Origin of the sequence: Breznakia blatticola (assembly GCF_004365815.1) — a bacterium.
Lineage (GTDB): Bacteria > Bacillota_I > Bacilli_A > Erysipelotrichales > Erysipelotrichaceae > Breznakia > Breznakia blatticola.
In genome coordinates, this window is the sequence record NZ_SODD01000012.1 from 1 (window position 1) to 18738 (window position 18738).

Annotated in this window: 19 protein-coding genes; 16 read left to right on the forward strand and 3 right to left on the reverse strand. The window is 34.7% G+C overall.

Features of this window, described 5'->3' with window-relative positions; genetic code table 11:
- Positions 1 to 90: 90 nt before the first annotated feature.
- Genes EDD63_RS04870 through EDD63_RS04880 form a run of 3 tightly spaced genes read right to left on the reverse strand, consistent with a single transcriptional unit; the run spans position 91 to position 4128 of the window.
- The gene (locus tag EDD63_RS04870) at positions 91 to 1674 is read right to left on the reverse strand and encodes a response regulator (protein ID WP_134169057.1); all 1584 of its coding nucleotides are present in this window, start codon (positions 1672 to 1674) and stop codon (positions 91 to 93) included.
- A complete protein-coding gene (locus tag EDD63_RS04875; protein ID WP_134169059.1) occupies positions 1667 to 3127 on the reverse strand; it encodes a sensor histidine kinase in 1461 nt (486 codons plus the stop codon). The genes EDD63_RS04870 and EDD63_RS04875 overlap by 8 nt, the downstream gene beginning before the upstream one ends.
- Positions 3128 to 3129: 2 nt before the next feature.
- Positions 3130 to 4128 (reverse strand): ABC transporter substrate-binding protein, encoded by a 999-nt coding sequence (locus EDD63_RS04880; protein ID WP_243833737.1) that lies wholly within the window; start codon positions 4126 to 4128, stop codon positions 3130 to 3132.
- Positions 4129 to 4356: 228 nt separating this feature from the next.
- Between EDD63_RS04880 and chvE (EDD63_RS04885) the strand changes: the two genes are divergently transcribed.
- From chvE (EDD63_RS04885) to atpH, 16 genes are all read left to right on the forward strand, one after another.
- Positions 4357 to 5451, forward strand: a complete 1095-nt coding sequence (chvE, locus tag EDD63_RS04885) for a multiple monosaccharide ABC transporter substrate-binding protein (protein ID WP_134169061.1) — start codon at positions 4357 to 4359, stop codon at positions 5449 to 5451.
- Positions 5452 to 5491: 40 nt separating this feature from the next.
- Positions 5492 to 7018 (forward strand): multiple monosaccharide ABC transporter ATP-binding protein, encoded by a 1527-nt coding sequence (gene mmsA, locus EDD63_RS04890; RefSeq protein ID WP_134169063.1) that lies wholly within the window; start codon positions 5492 to 5494, stop codon positions 7016 to 7018.
- 1 nt (position 7019) lies between these two features.
- Positions 7020 to 8192 carry a multiple monosaccharide ABC transporter permease gene (gene mmsB, locus EDD63_RS04895; protein ID WP_134169065.1) on the forward strand — a complete coding sequence of 391 codons (1173 nt, stop codon included), beginning with the start codon at positions 7020 to 7022 and terminating at the stop codon, positions 8190 to 8192.
- Positions 8193 to 8203: 11 nt separating this feature from the next.
- Positions 8204 to 8539, forward strand: coding sequence for a PTS sugar transporter subunit IIB (locus EDD63_RS04900; protein ID WP_134169066.1), 336 nt, complete (start codon positions 8204 to 8206; stop codon positions 8537 to 8539).
- A gap of 15 nt (positions 8540 to 8554) precedes the next feature.
- A complete protein-coding gene (gene chvE / locus EDD63_RS04905) occupies positions 8555 to 9649 on the forward strand; it encodes a multiple monosaccharide ABC transporter substrate-binding protein (protein ID WP_134169061.1) in 1095 nt (364 codons plus the stop codon).
- Positions 9650 to 9827: 178 nt separating this feature from the next.
- On the forward strand, positions 9828 to 11294 hold the full coding sequence (locus EDD63_RS04910; protein WP_134169068.1) for a CPBP family intramembrane metalloprotease: 1467 nt from the start codon (positions 9828 to 9830) through the stop codon (positions 11292 to 11294).
- A 139-nt stretch (positions 11295 to 11433) separates the two neighbouring features.
- Positions 11434 to 12147, forward strand: coding sequence for a LytR/AlgR family response regulator transcription factor (locus tag EDD63_RS04915; RefSeq protein ID WP_134169070.1), 714 nt, complete (start codon positions 11434 to 11436; stop codon positions 12145 to 12147).
- The gene (locus tag EDD63_RS04920; protein ID WP_134169072.1) at positions 12147 to 13424 is read left to right on the forward strand and encodes a sensor histidine kinase; all 1278 of its coding nucleotides are present in this window, start codon (positions 12147 to 12149) and stop codon (positions 13422 to 13424) included. Before EDD63_RS04915 ends, EDD63_RS04920 begins: the two co-directional genes overlap by 1 nt.
- 781 nt (positions 13425 to 14205) lie before the next feature.
- Entirely contained in the window at positions 14206 to 15426 is a 1221-nt protein-coding gene (locus EDD63_RS04925; RefSeq protein ID WP_134169074.1) for a cation:proton antiporter, read from the forward strand.
- A 92-nt stretch (positions 15427 to 15518) separates the two neighbouring features.
- Complete coding sequence (gene upp, locus EDD63_RS04930; protein ID WP_134169076.1) at positions 15519 to 16139, forward strand: uracil phosphoribosyltransferase; 621 nt, start codon at positions 15519 to 15521, stop codon at positions 16137 to 16139.
- Positions 16139 to 16330 (forward strand): AtpZ/AtpI family protein, encoded by a 192-nt coding sequence (locus EDD63_RS04935; RefSeq protein WP_134169078.1) that lies wholly within the window; start codon positions 16139 to 16141, stop codon positions 16328 to 16330. Before upp ends, EDD63_RS04935 begins: the two co-directional genes overlap by 1 nt.
- A complete protein-coding gene (locus tag EDD63_RS04940) occupies positions 16320 to 16685 on the forward strand; it encodes an ATP synthase subunit I (protein WP_134169080.1) in 366 nt (121 codons plus the stop codon). The genes EDD63_RS04935 and EDD63_RS04940 overlap by 11 nt, the downstream gene beginning before the upstream one ends.
- A 2-nt stretch (positions 16686 to 16687) precedes the next feature.
- Positions 16688 to 17389, forward strand: a complete 702-nt coding sequence (gene atpB, locus EDD63_RS04945; RefSeq protein WP_134169082.1) for a F0F1 ATP synthase subunit A — start codon at positions 16688 to 16690, stop codon at positions 17387 to 17389.
- A 31-nt stretch (positions 17390 to 17420) separates the two neighbouring features.
- A complete protein-coding gene (gene atpE / locus EDD63_RS04950; protein WP_134169084.1) occupies positions 17421 to 17663 on the forward strand; it encodes an ATP synthase F0 subunit C in 243 nt (80 codons plus the stop codon).
- Positions 17664 to 17691: 28 nt separating this feature from the next.
- Positions 17692 to 18213, forward strand: a complete 522-nt coding sequence (gene atpF, locus EDD63_RS04955; RefSeq protein ID WP_134169086.1) for a F0F1 ATP synthase subunit B — start codon at positions 17692 to 17694, stop codon at positions 18211 to 18213.
- Positions 18201 to 18734: an ATP synthase F1 subunit delta gene (gene atpH / locus EDD63_RS04960; RefSeq protein WP_134169088.1), complete on the forward strand. Its 534-nt coding sequence runs from the start codon at positions 18201 to 18203 to the stop codon at positions 18732 to 18734. Before atpF ends, atpH begins: the two co-directional genes overlap by 13 nt.
- The last annotated feature ends 4 nt before the right edge of the window (positions 18735 to 18738 follow it).

Below are 18738 nucleotides of genomic sequence, written 5' to 3' on the forward strand. Positions count from 1 at the left end.
TCGTGATTAATACATATGTAGCGCCGTATACGAGAACCGTACGTACGGTGCAATGGGAGGGGCGAAAGAATATATTTCTTTCCCTCTACCCTATTTGCTAGCGCACTGTTTTCGATATTCTGTTGGTGACATGTTTTCTTTTCGTTTAAATAAGAAGCTGAAGTAGTTTGGATCACTATAGCCAATTTCAAATGCGATATTTCCAAGTTTTTCATTCGTTTCACGCAGTAATTTCTTGGCAAGTGTAATGCGCTTGTTTGTAATGTATTCAATAAATGTCATATTCATCGCTTGTGAGAATATCGTACTAAAGTGTGATGGACTTAGTGCAATTTCTTCAGCGACATAATTTAATGAAATATCAGGACTACTGTAATTTTCATCAATTACTTTTAACGCTTGTGTGATGACGCTTCGATAGCGAGCCATAGAAGGATCAATTTTCGTGTTCAGGATAATTTCCAATAAATTGTTTAGCAATGCTTGGTATTGTGTAACATTATTTGAAATTGCAGAGATGCTTTCTGGTTCATTTAGAAATTGAAAGTCAAATCCTTCAACCTGAAGTTCTTTCTTGCGAACAATCGATAGTAGTTCAAGTAATACGAAGTAACGATATACGCGATTACGTGCTTCTGAAGGATGTGCATCTTCAGGGAAGTAACTTAGCAATTCGATAAGCTGTGGAATATCTTCTTTACTACTTTCGTTCAGTTTGACGATAAAATCTTTATTAAAAGGATTGGTTGGTGATAATTCACCATCACGAAGATCATCTTCACAACTTAAAATGTTATCCGGGCGTAATACCCCATAACTTTTCATCATCAAGTTTGTTGAATCAAAACATTGTTTGATTTCACTGATACGATTCACTATTGGACCAATTGCAACACCGAGTTCCGATTGACCATCACGATCGAGCTCATGAAGTATAAAGTGCGCAAGTTGATAACTTTTTTCTAAGAGGGCATCGCGATTTGCATCAAATAGTAAGAGCTTGATGTATTTTGTGGACATCGTACTAAAGATGCAACTGACATCATCAGTAAGTACACTTGCAAGCCTATCATAATAACGATGGTAATCCGATATTTCTTTTTCTGGTTTTGCGGAAACCAAAAGCACTGTATATTTCTTACCAACTAAATCTACACCCAATTCTTTAGCACGTTCAATGGCTTTATCAACTTTGAGTTGTCCTTGAAATAGTGCTTCAAGAAAATTATTGCGGCTCATCACAGACATAATTGCATCCGTATTTCCCGGGTAATGATTTTCATTTTGATTTTGTTCGTTGAAGGCATCGATGGATTTGCGCAGTGCAGTATATAGTTCAGCTGATTTAATTGGCTTGAGTAGGTAATCATCAACACCGAGTTGAAGTGCTTGTTTGGCGTAATCAAATTCATCAAATCCACTAATAATGATAATTCGTATCCAAGGAAAAATCTCTTTTGCTTCTTTGGCAAGTTGTAAACCATCCATAAATGGCATTCGAATATCTGTGATGAGGATATCTGGTTTTAAATCCATCATCATCGATAAGCCAAGTTCTCCATCTCCTGCTTCACCACAAAACTTTAAATCAAGTGCTTCACTGTTTTCGATGATTTCATTGCGAATGGAATCGCGAATCAAATGTTCATCTTCTACGATGAATACTTTATACATACATAACACCTTCCTTTATTAATGGGTTCTTTGTTTTTGGTAATACGATTTTCATAGTGGTTCCTTTGCGATGTGCACTGGTAATATCAATGCGTGCTTGTAGTCCATAGTTTAATTTCAAGCGACGATTAACATTGTACAAACCATAGCCACTTTCAAATTCATAATCCAATGGCATATCCAAATTGTTGCGAACCTCGTGTAGTTTTTCTTCAGACATTCCTACTCCATTATCTTTTACTTCAAAGACAATAGACTCTTCAGTTTCATAACCAATAATTTCAATAATTCCTTTACGACGTGAACCTTTCGTACCATGGTAGATAGCATTTTCAACGATTGGTTGTAAGATCATTTTTAGTACGGTCATATGCATGATTTCCTGTGGAATATCAATCGTATATTCCAGAGCCGCTCCATAACGCGTTTTCAAAATGGTTAGATAATCTTCAATGTGACGTTTCTCTTTTTCGATTGGAATCCAATCTTCTCCTTTACTCAATGAGATGCGCAAGAAATCCGACAATGCAAAGGTCATGCGTTTTACATCTTCCAAGCTTTCCTGGTTTGCTAATGAGATAATTGCATCAAGCGTATTGTAGATAAAGTGAGGTGTAATTTGTGCTTGAAGAACCCGCAACTCACTTTGTGCTAAATGATATTGTTTGTCAGCATTATCTTTTAGTAAAACTTGTAAGTCATTTGCCATGATATTCAATGACGAAGTTAATTCTTCTAATTCTTCCATATTGGCAGGAGGACTTTGATAGGTAAGGTTGCCTCGTGCAAGTTCTTTTGATAACAGGACAAGATCATTAATCGGTTGTTCGATTTTATTTGTCATATTTCGTTGATTGCGACGAATAAAAATGATTGAACCAATAAAAATAAGAATTTGGAATATCGTTAAGACAATAAGTGTCTGCGTTAATGTATTACTCATTTGTGCAGCCATGTTGATTTCCAGTCGAACATAATCTTGCAAGACCGAATAGAGTAAATCATTAACCGAGACAATTTGTTTCATAATGTCTTCATTTTCTTTAACTGGAACTTCGTTTTGCAAGTTATAGATAATATCTTCTAAATATCCTTCAATCGTTTCGATTGTGCGAAGCGATACATCAATAAGTGTAGTTTCTTGTGTTGTTGATGCATGTTCACGAATATCGAACAATTGTTCACGAACATCATTTAGGGTATTAGATGAACTCATGTTGGACACACTGGTTTGTCCGGTAACTAAATCCCATACATTAGCGATTACTTCGTTTTTTACGATGGAACTAGTTTCATCAGCTTTACTTACATTGTCCACTAATTGTTGGTAAGTTAGAATTTGTCGTGTATAAATAACGGTATTAAATACCAATGGAATAATAATCAATAAGGAGATGATGACATTGGAGCGTTTGAGCATCTCTTTAATACTTGTATGTTTTGAGCGAAACATGATTAATAATTCCTTGGGGGAATCGCATCAAGGTCCCCTTTATCCGAAAAGACGGTTTCTGTCATATAGATCTCTCGTGGAATCTCTTTATTGGAACCGTCTTCTTGATATTTAAAGTAACGTTCGATTGCACTTATTAAATAGGGACCGGCATCTGGGTTGCACTCCACAACACAGTTTACACGTCCTTTTTTTAGTTCCTTAATGACATCGTTTTGTCCGTCAATTGTGATGATTTTAATATCTTTTCCTGGTTTGATATCAACAGCATCCAATGCATCTAAAATACCCAAAGTCATTTCATCGTTATGTGAATAAATAATATCAATCTCTTTAATATTCTTTTCCTTAATATAGTTACGCATCAGTTCTTCACCCATCGTACGAGTGTAGTTTCCATATAAAGTCTCTTTAATCGTAAGTGTAATATTTGAACGATTGCGTATCGTTTCATCAAAACCAGAATGGCGAAGTATCGAACCATAAGAATCTGCATTTCCACTAACTTCTAAAATATTGACTTCACTTTTTTCTTCACTTGTAAAACAGCTGCTTGCATATATTCCTGCACGATTCCCTTCTGCTTTAAAGTTAGGACCAATATGTGATGTAAATAATGAAGTATCATCAATGGTAATATCACGGTCAACAAGAATCACTGGAATATTTGCTTGTTTTGCCTCTTTTAGTACAGCATCCCATCCCGTATGCGAGATTGGTGTAAAAACAATCATATCAACTTTGTATGCAATAAATGCACGAATATCTTGAATTTGTTGGCTTTGTTGCATCATCCCATTTCGATACATAACTTGATAGCCATCTGACTTTAACGCTGAAAGAATGGATTCGGTATGACGTTTACGCCATGAACTCTCAATACCTGATTGAGAAAAACCGATAATTATGTCTTTTTCAGGTTCACTTTCTTGTGGAGTACAACTAACATTTGCAAACAGCAAACACAATCCGATAAGTATGACTTGTAGTTTTTTCATCATGACAAACTCCCTTATACACTTTCTATATTTTTATTATACCTTAATTCTTTGTTGGTGCTTTTAAAAAGAAAAAAACCAAGAAATCACAAAAAATATTCAAGATAGAATAGAAAAATTCAAAGAATTGAAGAATTATTTCAAGATGATTCAAATGGAACTTAATGTAATCGCTTTCATATTTCCATAAGATAGAAGTAGATACAGAGCACAAATAAAAGAGGAGGAACTATGAAAAAGCTTATTTTAAAAGTATTAACGGTAGTAATGCTTATGGGATCTACACTTGTGATGACAGGTTGTGGTTCAGATTCAGATTCTGGTGGATCATCAGATAAAGGATTTGTAGGTATCTCAATGCCTACAAAGTCAGCAGAACGTTGGATTGCTGATGGAAATAATATGGTCACGGAACTAGAAGCACTTGGTTATAAAACAGACTTGCAATATGGTGAAGATAAAGTAGAAAACCAAGTAGCACAAATTGAAAACATGATCACAAAAGGTGTAGATATCTTAGTCATCGCATCGATTGATGGTAGTGCCTTAACTGATGTTCTTCAAAAAGCACATGATGAAGATATTGTAGTTATCGCATATGACCGCTTATTAATGAATTCAGAATATGTAGACTACTATTCAACGTTTGATAATTTTGGTGTAGGAGTTTTACAAGCAACATACATTGAAGAAAAATTAGGCTTAAAAGATGGAGCAGGACCATTCAATATTGAATTATTCGGTGGAAGTCCAGATGACAACAACGCATTAATTAACTTCAATGGAGTAATGAGTGTACTAGAAACATACATCGATAATGGACAACTGGTTGTACCTTCAGGACAAACAAACTTCAACCAAATCGCAACATTACGTTGGGATGGATCTACTGCACAAGCAAGAATGGATAACCTATTAAGTGCAAACTATACAGATAAAACATTAGATGCAGTCTTATCACCATATGACCCAATTAGTTTGGGAATCATCTCATCATTAAAAGGAGTGGGATATGGAGATGCAGATAAACCATTACCAGTAATCACAGGACAAGATGCAACAATCGCAGGAGTGAAATCAATTATCGCAGGAGAACAAACACAAACGATCTTCAAAGATACAAGAACACTAGCCAAAAACACAATCAAAATGATTGAAGCGATAACAGCAGGAAAAGAAGTAGAAGTAAATGATACAGAAACATATGACAACGGAGTAAAAGTTGTACCAACATATTTAGCAAACCCAGTATCAGTAGATAAAGAAAACTACAAGAAAGAGCTTATTGATACAGAATACTACACAGAAAAAGACTTAGCAGAGTAATCGATAACGATCTTTAAAGTATGATTGTAGGAGGAGAACAATGGCAGATTATATCTTAGAAATGAATGACATTACCAAAGAATTTACCGGTGTCCGTGCTTTAGATAATGTAAATATTAAAGTAGAACGCGGTGAAATTCATGCACTATGTGGGGAAAACGGTGCAGGTAAGAGTACATTAATGAAGGTTCTAAGTGGGGTACACCCTGCGGGAACCTATAAAGGAAGCATCACTTACAATGGAAAGGAATGTGAATTCAAGAATATTCGTGATTCAGAAAAAGAAGGAATCGTTATTATTCACCAAGAACTTGCATTAATTCCATACTTATCGATAAAGGAAAATATCTTTTTAGGAAATGAACAAGCATCACGTGGTGTGATTGATTGGGATATGACCGAAAAGAAAACGGATAATTTATTGAAAGCAGTACGCTTAAATTTAGATCCAAACACATTGATTACACAAATCGGTGTAGGCCACCAACAATTGGTAGAAATCGCTAAAGCCTTCTCAAAGCAAGTGAAACTATTAATCCTTGATGAGCCTACTGCCGCTTTGAATGAAGAAGAAAGTGATAACTTACTTGAGTTGATTCGTGAGTTTAAAAATCAAGGAATTACTTCCATTATCATTTCTCACAAATTAAATGAGATTGTAAGTATTGCAGATCGCATCACAATTATTCGTGATGGAAAAACAATTGAGACACTAACAAAAGATGATATTAGTGAAGATCGAATCATTCGTGGAATGGTGGGACGTGAATTAACCAATCGATATCCAAAGCGTGAACCGAATATTGGAGATATTGCATTTGAGGTGAAAGATTGGAATGTTCATCATCCAGTTGATGAAGATCGTATTGTGAATCGTAATATCAACATGACTATTCGAAAAGGAGAAATCGTTGGGATTGCTGGTTTGATGGGTGCAGGTAGAACGGAATTTGCGATGAGCTTATTTGGACGTTCCTATGGGCAAAAAATCAGCGGACATATCTTTAAGGATGGTAAAGAAATCAAAATTAAAGATGTACCTTCGGCGATCCAACATGGACTTGCCTATGTTTCTGAAGACCGGAAAACATTGGGTTTAAATTTACTGATGGATATTCGTGAAAACATCTCGATGGCAAATTTAAAGAAGATTAGTCATCGTGGTGTACTTGATAAAGATGAAGAATTAAAAGAAGCAGATCATTATAAAGATGTGATGCGTATTAAGACAAGTTCTGTTCAACAAAATGTTGCAAGTCTTAGTGGTGGGAACCAACAAAAGGTTGTACTTGCAAAATGGTTGATGAGTAATCCAGATGTACTTTTCTTAGATGAACCAACTCGAGGAATTGATGTTGGGGCGAAATATGAAATCTACACAATTATTGAAGAAATTGCAAAACAAGGGAAATGTGTTTGCATAATCTCTTCGGAACTTCCTGAGATTCTAGGAATGTGTGATCGCATCTATACGATGAGTGAAGGGCAATTCACAGGTGAAGTCTCAAGAAGTGATGCAAATCAAGAAGTCTTGATGAACTTGATGACGAAAGAGGGAGAAGCTTAAGATGGAAAAATTAACTACGTTAAAAGAAAAAGCATTAAATTTATTTAGCAAATATAGTATGATTATCATTCTAGTTGTCTTATTGATTGGATTCCAAATCACAACAGATGGAATTTTAATGAGACCACTAAATATTACAAACTTAGTACTACAAAACAGTCATATATTTGTATTATCAGCAGGGATGTTACTTGTTGTATTACTTGGACATGTCGATTTATCCGTTGGTTCGGTTATGGCTTTTGTTGGGGCAATTGCAGGATTCTTAATGATCAACTACAAAGTGGATCCAATCATTGCCATTCCCGTATGTTTATTAGTTGGAGCAATCATTGGTGCATGGCAAGGATTCTGGGTAGCATATGTTGAAATTCCAGCATTCATTGTGACACTATCAGGATTGTTGATGTTTAGAGGACTTACACAAGTAGTTCTTGGTGGACAATCATTAGCACCATTCCCAACAAGTTTTAACTTCTTTGCCAATGGATATCTACCAGATATCGCTGGTGGAGATCACATGCATTACTTATCGATGATTATTGGAATTGTATTATCATTAGCACTTGTATTTACACAATTCCGTACACGTGAAAAAAGAAAAAAGAATGGGTTTATCGTTGAATCGCAAACTGCATTCTTAGTGAAATCATTATTTATGGTGATTGTATTTGTTGGAGGAACATATATCTTTGCGACATACAAAGGATATCCAATTATTTTAATCATCTTAGCAGTTATGGTTGCAGGGTATGGTTTTCTAACAAACAAAACCGTTGCAGGACGTCAAATTTATGCAACAGGTGGAAATAAAAAAGCCGCAGAATTATCAGGTATTAAAACAAAGAAAATTACATTCTGGGTATTTGTGAATATGGGGGTGATGGCAGCTTTAGCTGGACTGATTATGGCAGCACGTTTAAATGCGGCAACACCACAAGCAGGAACATCAATGGAACTAGACGCAATGGCAGCAGTATACTTTGGTGGAGCAAGTACTTCAGGTGGTATTGGTACCATCATGGGAGCGATCATCGGTGGTCTTGTGATGGGGGTACTAAACAACGGTATGTCAATCATGGGTGTAGGTGTTGACTGGCAACAAGCGATCAAAGGGTTAATTTTACTCCTTGCAGTTGTCTTAGATATCTATAATAAAAAGAAAAGAAAGTAGCGTGTATATATATGGATAACCAAAAAGAATATACGATCTTACTTATCTGTAGTGCAGGAGTATCGACAGGAATTATTGTCAAACAAATGCAACATATTGCAGACCAAAGAGGCTTGCATGCACATATCTATTCGGCTCCGGCACTATTAGCCGAACAAATTATTCAAACACAGAAATTAGATGCCTTGCTGATTGGGCCACAATCAGAGTATGAAATTAATAGGTTAAAAGATTACTTACAAGTAAAAGCAATCCCTTATACATTGATTAAAAAAGAAGACTATGAGACGATAAATGGGAATGCAATACTTGATGAGGCAATCGAACTAATAAGCAACAGTAATTAACTTAGAGGAGGAACTATGAAAAAGCTTATTTTAAAAGTATTAACGGTAGTAATGCTTATGGGATCTACACTTGTGATGACAGGTTGTGGTTCAGATTCAGATTCTGGTGGATCATCAGATAAAGGATTTGTAGGTATCTCAATGCCTACAAAGTCAGCAGAACGTTGGATTGCTGATGGAAATAACATGGTCACGGAACTAGAAGCACTTGGTTATAAAACAGACTTGCAATATGGTGAAGATAAAGTAGAAAATCAAGTAGCACAAATTGAAAACATGATCACAAAAGGTGTAGATATCTTAGTCATCGCATCGATTGATGGTAGTGCCTTAACTGATGTTCTTCAAAAAGCACATGATGAAGATATTGTAGTTATCGCATATGACCGCTTATTAATGAATTCAGAATATGTAGATTACTATTCAACGTTTGATAATTTTGGTGTAGGAGTTTTACAAGCAACATACATTGAAGAAAAATTAGGCTTAAAAGATGGAGCAGGACCATTCAATATTGAATTATTCGGTGGAAGTCCAGATGACAACAACGCATTAATTAACTTCAATGGAGTAATGAGTGTACTAGAAACATACATCGATAATGGACAACTGGTTGTACCTTCAGGACAAACAAACTTTAACCAAATCGCAACATTACGTTGGGATGGATCTACTGCACAAGCAAGAATGGATAACCTATTAAGTGCAAACTATACAGATAAAACATTAGATGCAGTCTTATCACCATATGACCCAATTAGTTTGGGAATCATCTCATCATTAAAAGGAGTGGGATATGGAGATGCAGATAAACCATTACCAGTAATCACAGGACAAGATGCAACAATCGCAGGAGTGAAATCAATTATCGCAGGAGAACAAACACAAACGATCTTCAAAGATACAAGAACACTAGCCAAAAACACAATCAAAATGATTGAAGCGATAACAGCAGGAAAAGAAGTAGAAGTAAATGATACAGAAACATATGACAACGGAGTGAAAGTTGTACCAACATATTTAGCAAACCCAGTATCAGTAGATAAAGAAAACTACAAGAAAGAGCTTATCGATACAGAATACTACACAGAAAAAGACTTGGCAGAGTAATCTCTCTCTAATTATTTAGTCACACAAAACCGTCATCTCATCGTGGCGGTTTTTGTGTGTTCACCTGACAAAGATAGTGAAAAAATAAACAAAGTGTTTATAAAATGCTTAACATCTTTCAATAAATATATTATAATTCCATTTGTGTGTTTGAAGTAATTAGAGAAAAGGGAGACTTATGAAAAACTTATTAGAATCAAAATTTTCGAAGAAAAATCTTCGATTGATTTCCATGGCTATGGGAATCGCTGCGTTAATTTTTTATTTTATTACAAAAAGTTTAACGTCATCAATCGCTAGTGGTGGTTCACTAGGAGCATTTACATTTGTGTTTATCGTATTCTATGTATGTATTGCATTGGCATCAATTTTAGCGATCTACTATGCATACCGTATTTACTTCAAGAATCAAGATAAAGATGTATCAGTGGCAATTACATTTGGGGTGTGCTGCTGGACAATTGTAATTTTATTATTAAATATTCAAACCGTTATGTTCTTTTACAAAGCTGCTAATGCAACTTCGTTTTGGGATTTAGCTGCACTTGCAGATAGTGCGGAAAGTGTAGAAATGGCTGCACATTTACTTGATTTAACATTATGGGTACTTGTAATCTTAGCAGGATACAATGGATATATGTTCAACAAAACAAAAGGTATGCCTGAAGAAGTAGCACAACCAACTGTTACAGCTACAGAAACAAGTACAGCAGATACTACAACTGCATCAACGTCTACATCAACTGCAAGCGAATCACCTGATTTAGATAAAAAACCAAATGAAACGGTTGAGAAAATCAAAGGATTTGTGGCAACAAAAAAAGGTAAAGGAATTATTGCTGGTGTACTTGTTGTATGTTTAGTAGTAATTGTTGGCTTTAATGTACTATCAAATCGTAAAACAGAAGTAGACTTAACAAAAGCAGTAGAAGTAACATTTGAAGGTGTATCTGGGGAAGGATATGCATATATTACAAATGATGAAATCGAATTTGATGGAAATGACGATGATGTGGAAGACTTCATCGACAATGTATATTTCACATTAAGTAAAACAAGTGGATTAAAAAATGGTGATGAAATTACCTTAAAAGCAAAATACAATAGTTCACTTGCTGATAAATATAAAATTGATCCAATCAATGACAAACTTACGGTTACAGTTGAAGGATTGGATATTGAATTTGAAAGCTATGATGATTTAAGCAAAGATGAAAAGAAAAAAGTAGAAACAGCTTGGACTGAGTACTTTGAAGATGGATCAAACTTTGATGAAGAAGTTAGAGATGACTTAGAATATGACTTCAAACGTGATTCAACGATTGCTTTATCAGATAAACAAGTGGTAGGAAGATACTATGGGGATAGTGAATATGCTGGAGATGATGTAATTGTTTACGTCGTAAAAGTTACTGCTTCAGGTACAGAACGTTACGATGATAAAGAAAAGAAAATCACAAGATACTACCATATCAACCTTCAAGATGTAACACCAAAAACAATTGAAAAAGTTAAGAAAAATAAATTCGAATTAACATACAGTAGTGAACTTACAGATGTTGATAACGATGCAGATGCGCTTGAAGAAACAGTTGATTACTACGAAGGTAGATACAACGACTATACAATGACAAAACTTAAATAATGACATAAGACAGACTTCGGTTTGTCTTTTTTGTTTATAAAATATAGGGCAAAGTTAAAATAATTCATAAAAACCTTGGCAAGACAAAGAATTAATGATATATAATAAAGATAGAATATAAATAAAGGTTGGTGATAGCATGGAAATGAAAATATGTATCGTTGATGATGAACAAGTACAAATTGATCGATTACAAGAATATATCAATCAACATGAAACGTTTTTAGAGTTTAAAACTATAACGTTTCACGATTCGACAGATGTAAATATTCTTGCTGAAGAATTTGATTTGTATTTTTTAGATATCGATATGCCCAAACGTACAGGATTTGAATTAGCAAAAATGATTCAAAAGAAATATCCAGATGCGATCTTTATTTTTGTAAGTGCCCATAGTGAGTTTGTCTATGACTCGTTTAAATTTAATGCGTTTTATTTTGTAAGAAAGTTTACTTTTGAAGCTGATATGATTGATGCCCTTCATCTAGCAGAAAATAAATTGAAGAAATATGCAAAAAAATATGAAATTAATAGCGTTGATGGAGAAAAACAAATTGTGAATTTTGGAAATATTTTATATTTTGAAAAAATGATCAATCAATTGTTGGTGACACTAACAAATGGAAAGACGTATACCGAACGTAAAAGTATGAAACAACTACTGCAAGAAGTGAATTTAGATCTTGTAGGTTTTGTGTTAATTAACGCGGGTACGTGTGTCAATTTAAAAGGTGTAAATAAACTTGTAGACAGCGAAATGGTGATGAGTAATGGAGAACACCTAGCCATCAGCCGCCGTCGTTTTAGTGATGTGCGAAATGCGTATCATCGTTTTTTGATGGAGAGTGAATAATGCGAACAATTGAAGTAGATTTTTTATACAATGTCGTTCAAAGTCTTTTGATCGTATCTTTTTTTGTGCGCTATTTTAAGATGAAAAGTAATTTTACACCGGCGCACTTTATATTATGGGTGTTGATTTGTACAGTTGGTTCGATGTTTAGTGGATTGGAAAGTACTGCAGCACGGCAAGTCAATATCCTGATTACATCAGTATTCTATATTCCGTGGCTTTACTATTATGCATACGGACCAAATATTGAAAAGATATTTATAACTTTTTTTGCCTTACAACTAAGTGCAATGTGTTCTTCTTTGGTGACAATCATTCTGTCATTCTTTCTGTATCAAAATATTAATTTGTATTTAGTTGTAGATGAATACTATGATTTAATCGTATGGTTGACTTATGCCTTACTGGCAATCACAACCTATTTAATATCCAATCAAAGAAAACACATACGTTCGCATATGGACAATGTCATGTTGCAATGGTTTATCTTATTTCTTATTGTAGTAACCATTATGTATTTATCACTCGAACATGTCATTTTTAAAGATGTTCTTGTGATTACGGATATGATGCTAGCTCTAATTGGCTTGTTTGTTGTTGTTATTTCTGTATTTATTCTTTTTTTCCATATGCAAGCTAGTAAGGAAAAAGAAATTGAAAGTGGACTAAAGATGCGTTCACTTGAATTTGAAAGTCATTTATATGATATGGCAGTTAACGCCAACCAAGAAACACGTAAGATCAATCATGATTTAAAACACTTTGTGACACACATGAAGTATTTATTAGAAAAAGGGCAATTTGAATTGCTCGATCATGAATTGGATGATTTTATTGGAAAGGTAGATAAAAACAGTTTGGTTCTAACAAACAATACAATCATTGACTATATTTTGAACTTAAAACATGCAATTGCTTTAGAAAAAGGTGTGTCAATGCGTTATGTGATTAATGTGAGTGAAGATGCACATATCAACAATGTAGATATGTCGATTTTGCTTGGGAATTTGATTGATAATGCAATTGAAAATGCCAATGATGGTGTGGTTGAAGTGCGTGCAGAAAATAAAAATGAATATGTTCATATTACAGTAAGTAATGCGATTAAAGAAAGTGTACTTGAACATAATCCAGATTTCAAATCCTCAAAAAAAGGACGAAATCATGGACATGGACTAGTCAGCGTACGCGAGATTATTGAGCGAAATGAAGGGTCTATGGAAATCAAGGAAAGCCAAGGAAGGTTTATTGTTTCTGCACTTTTCAAAGAGAGTTAATGTGGAAAACAAACCATTATTTCTTATTAAAATTGTGAAATATAACCATTTTTCACGAATTAAATACCAATAATCACGATTTTATTACAAACGAAAAAAAATAGTGTATGATGTGTCCGTGAAGAGGAAGACATCAGAATTAAGGGCAATGGTTCCGTTGTTTCGCTCTTTATAGAAAAATCAGATTTTGGAATAAGTCATGGCGATATCTTATAATGTACTCATAATAACAAGCGCTATAATATTATTTCTCCAATCGTTCAATCAAAAAAAAGAGGGATAACACTTGCAAACAACATAATCGTGTATAAGGGTGTAAAGGAATAGGAAGTTTTTGGTTGAAACTTATCGACATAGACTTGAGGGGCAAATTCAAATTCTGAAGAAGACATTGGGAAACTGATGTCTTTTTTTCTATTTATTCATATTTGTAATAATATGATTGCTATAAGAATAATTAATACTGGATCATGATTGATAACATTTTATTATAAAAAATGACGAAAACATCAAATAATTACATGCTTAGTTATTTTAAAAATGGTCATAGTCATATGAATTCTTATATTGGTAAAGTGGATTTTCACCGTATTTATCATAAAATAAAATGAAAAACAGAAATGTTTGTCTTTAAAATGAGGACAAAGAATTATATGTGTCCGCATTTTGTGAATTATTCACAAGTGATAACGCTTACACCTGTGACATGATGCATTATATCCAAATACATATTATTCTTTGTGATTTTTAAGAGTACAATATAGAACGTTGGAGGTTTGTTATGTCATATCATTATTTATTAGATTTAGCAGCTATATTAATATCCACGAAGATTTTAGGGTTGTTTACAAAGAAGGTCGCAATGCCTCAAGTCGTGGGAGCTTTACTCTCTGGATTGATTCTTGGTCCAATGGGTTTGAATTTCCTACAGGAGACAGACTTCATCATTCAAGTAAGTGAAGTAGGTGTCATTATCTTAATGTTCTCTGCAGGACTTGAAAGTGATGTAAAAGAATTAAAGAAAAGTGGAAAAGCAAGTTTTCTAGTTGCTTGTTTAGGGGTTATTGTTCCTTTAGCAGGTGGGTTTGCTTTAGCGCATTTCTACCCAATTGGAACGACAGATCTGTTGAAAAACATTTTTATTGGAGTTATCTTAACTGCAACATCCGTAAGTATTACGGTTGAAACACTAAAAGAGTTAGGAAAACTTACATCACGTAGTGGGAATATAATTTTGGGAGCCGCATTAATCGATGACATTTTAGGGATTATTGCATTAACTGTAATTATTGGTCTTTCAAAAGGTAATGTGGATATTCTAACTGTATTATTAAAAATCGTTGGATTCTTTGCAATTAGTATGGTTCTTGGATACTTTATCCACAAATATTTTGATAAGTGGATGCGTTCAGCAAAGTTTGACTTACGACGTTTCCCATTAATCGCATTTGCATTTTGTTTGTTTTGGTCATATGTAGCTGAAGAAGTGTTCGGTGTAGCAGATATTACTGGAGCATTTGTGGCAGGTCTTATGATTGCCAAAACATATCGTTGTAGTTATGTAACACACCGTGTAGAAACGCTTGGATATTTATTTTTTGCCCCATGTTTCTTTGCAAGTATTGGATTGAAAGTAATCTTGCCAGAAATGGGAGCGAATATTATCATCTTTAGTATTCTACTTTGTATTATTGCCGTACTTACAAAAATCGTTGGTTGTGCACTTGGTGCAAAACTATGTAACTTACCAAATCGTACATGTCTACGCGTTGGAGTGGGAATGATTTGTCGTGGTGAGGTTGCCTTAATTGTGGCAAGTAAAGGTCTAGCAGCAGGTTTAATTAGCGAAACGATGTTTGCTCCTGTGATCATTATGGTTATCGTTACAACCATCGTAACACCGATCTTATTGAAGGTCGTTTACAAGGATGGAGACAACAAAACTGTAGAAGCAGATGACCCATTGATTAACCGTATGGAGAAATGCGATATCCAAGCATAACAATTCGGGATTTTCGTTGAAAGTGTCAGTTTCAAGTAGTATAATTAGTCTTGAAGAAAAAAATTTCAAATAAAGGAAATAAAGGAGATTTTATGCTAAAAGTTTTAGAACACCCACTGATTACTCACAAGTTAACGCAAATGCGTAAAAAAGAGACAAAAACGAAAGATTTTCGTGAAAATTTAGATGAGATTGGTGGATTAATGGCTTATGAAATTACACGTAATTTACCAGTACGTGAAGTGGAAATTGAAACGCCAGTAACAGCAATGAAAACGTATGAATTAGAAAAAGATATCATCTTAGTGCCAATTTTAAGAGCTGGACTAGGAATGGTTGGTGGAATTAGTAATTTGATTCCAACGGTAAAAGTTGCACACGTTGGACTTTACCGTGATGAAACAACATTACAACCACACGTATATTTTGAAAAATATCCAGTTGGAATTGAAAATGCAGTCGTAATGATTGTTGATCCAATGTTGGCAACTGGTGGTAGTGCCAATGCAGCTATCGACATGGTGAAAAAACAAGGAGCTAAAGATATTCGTCTTGTTTGTCTTGTTGGTGCACCTGAAGGTGTTGAAGCTGTTGAAAAAGCACATCCTGATGTAGATATTTATTTAGCAGCATTAGATGAAAAATTAAACGATCAGGGATACATTGTTCCTGGATTGGGTGATGCTGGAGACCGTATTTTCGGTACGAAATAATGAAACAAATGGAAGCGACACGTTTTGTTGGACGTGTTGTGCTTGGAAGTATACTTGCAGTCTTTGGTGGCTTGTGGCTAGATGATACATTTGGCACGAAACCTTGGATTATGCTTGGACTTCTACTTTATGTCTTAGTTGGAAGTCTAATAACACTTGTAAAGGATGTAGGTGACAGTAATGAGAAATAAGCAATTTAGTCAAATCGAACTACTTGCTGTAGGGATTGCCCTTATCAGTGCTGCAATCATCTATCTAATTACAAGAAATACACAAGACATCTTTAGTGTTCTATATGGTGCACTAATTGCGATTGCTGGATTTCATGGCATCGTTATTTCAAGTAAAAGCTTAATCGACAATCCAAATAAAGCAAAAAATTTAGCGATTATGCAGTATGCATTTCGCTATATCATCTATTTAGTTCTACTTGTCGTTGGATATATCTTTCTACATTTAGAATTGGTAGGTATGTTAGTTGGTTTTGTCAGTTTAAGTTTTGCGATTAAAATTCATGCAATTTTGACGCATGGAAAGGAGGTTTGATCATGGGAGACGGAATACTAATTAAAATCGGAGATTTTGATTTATTTGTTCACCAAACCATCGTCATTTGGATAGGTGTTGGAATTCTGGTTTGTGCCCTTCTTATTTGGGGTGGAAATAAACTCAAGCATGCAGACCCGACACAACCACCAAAAGGTGCAGTACTTGTATTTGAAACAATCGTTAACTTATGTGCGATGGTGGTCAAAGGAAATCTAAATAAGAAAACATGGAAGTTCTTACCATATTTTGGGACCATTATGATTATGATGGTTATCTCGAATATTTTAGGACTGGTTGGTTTACAACCACCAACATCGAATTTATCACTAGCAATGGTTCTTGCGATTGGTATCTTCTTGTTGATTCACTTTAGTGATATTAAAAACCATGGTATTAAAGGAAAGTGGAAAGCATTAACAGATCCAGTTCCGTTATTATTACCATTAAATGTGATTGGTGATATCGCCTTTCCAGTATCGTTAACCCTACGTTTGTTCGGAAACATGCTTGGTGGAAGTATCATCATGGCACTTGTATATGTACTAGTAAAAGCAGCAATGCCTTTTACGGGTATATTATTAGCGGTTACGCCGTTTTTACACATGTACTTTGATATGTTTACGGCATTTATGCAAACCTACATTTTCTTCACGTTAGCCACATTCTTCTTATCAGATGCTGTGGATGCCGCGGAAGAGTAAAAATAGAAAATTCATATAGGAGGAAAATATTATGGAATTCAATGAAGCATTTGTTACAGGATTAGCTTGTTTAGGAGCTGGAATTGCTATGATCGGTGGTCTAGGAGCAGGAATTGGTCAAGGGATCGCTGCTGGTAAAGGAGCGGAAGCTGTTGGACGTAACCCTGAAGCTGCAGATAAAATTCGTTCAATCATGGTATTAGGGATTGCCCTTGCTGAAACAACAGGGATTTATGCCTTGGTAATTGCCTTATTATTAATTTTCTTAAAGTAGTAGTTGAATTAGAAAGAGGAGGCCACTTATGGATATTAACATAAGCAATTATTTACGTATCAACTTACAAGATATGGCACTCGTTTTAATTTCTACGGCTTTGATTATACTTATTGCGAAGAAATTCTTTTGGAAGTATGCGCAAGCATATTTGGATGGACGTAGTGCATTTGTCGCTGGAGAACTAGAAGCAGCGCAAGACAATCGCCAACAAAGTGAACAAATGAAAAGCGAGTATGAAGAAAAACTTGCAAATGCGCACGATGAAGCGGTTGGCATTATTGAAAGTGCAAAACATAAAGCAGGTGTGGAAGCGAACCAAATTTTGGAACAAGCTCACAACGATGCACGTATGTACAAAGAAAAAGCACAAGTTGAAATTGAAAAAGAAAAAACGAGTATTCGTAAAAATATTAAAGATGAAATTAGTGACATCGCATTCTTAGCTGCTAAAAAAGTAGTAGAAAAAGAAATGGATGATGAAACACATAAAAAATATGTGCAAGATTTCATCGAACAAGCGCAAGAGGATGAGTCATGGCAAGCGTAATTGCTAGTCGTTATGCACAAGCTCTTTTTGAACTTGCAAAACAAGAAGACCTACTTGATGCATGTAAAGAAGATTTACATGTGATTGTTGAAGGTATGGTTCAATATCCGGAATTGTTTGCACTATTAAAACATCCAAGAATTGATAAAAAAGAGCGTAAAGATATCGTAATGAAATCTTTTTCTGGCGGACAAACGTATGTGATGAACTTTGTGAAGTTATTAATCGATCGCAATCGTTTTGCAAGCATTAAAGAAATTGAAAAACGTTATCAAGAACTTTATAACGAAGAAAAAGGTATTGAAATCGCCTATATTCAAAGTGCTTTACCATTATCTGATACAGAGGAAAAGCAAATTGTGGATATGTTAAAAGCAAAATTAAAAAAGGACATTATTGCCAAAGTGAGTATTAAACCAGAATTGATTGCTGGTTTACGTATTCAAGTTGCAGGTGATGTACTTGATAATTCTGCAAGCAATCGTTTACAACGATTGAAAGAACAAGCCAAAAACTCATAGAAAA